Annotated in this window: 1 pseudogene; it reads left to right on the top strand. The window is 63.5% G+C overall.

The window, feature by feature from the left end:
* Positions 1-315, top strand: a pseudogene (locus EN852_RS36855) (hypothetical protein); the annotation flags it as partial.
* Positions 316-351: the final 36 nt, after the last annotated feature.

The raw sequence follows: 351 nt of genomic DNA, 5'->3' as shown, positions 1-351 counted from the left end.
GCATTGGTAAAGGCGAGTTTCACGGCATTGCCGGCGGCTGCAAAACCCGACTTTGGCATCAAGGTACTGCCGGGCAATCACGAGACGCTGGTTGTCGAGGCGAGTTTTCCTGGCGATCCGCAGGCGGCGGATTTCTTCGTCGCCGGCGAGCGCGACTATATGTTCGGCACCCCTTCCCGCGCGGAAAAGGACGGCAAGTTGACCTTCACCGTGCCGATCCTCGATCGCCCCTCGACGACGCCGACGGACGGCGGGCTTCACTACACGCTGACGAGTTCGGCGGGCGCGGTCGAAGGGCTGCTGCCTTTCCCTTGATCCAGCTTGCCCGAACGGTTGCAGGAAGCCGCCGAG

The organism is Mesorhizobium sp. M2E.F.Ca.ET.209.01.1.1, from assembly GCF_004010375.2.
In the GTDB taxonomy this organism is placed as follows: domain Bacteria; phylum Pseudomonadota; class Alphaproteobacteria; order Rhizobiales; family Rhizobiaceae; genus Mesorhizobium.
The sequence above is the reverse complement of the archived record's forward strand: the minus strand, read 5'-3'. Positions and strand labels throughout refer to the sequence as shown.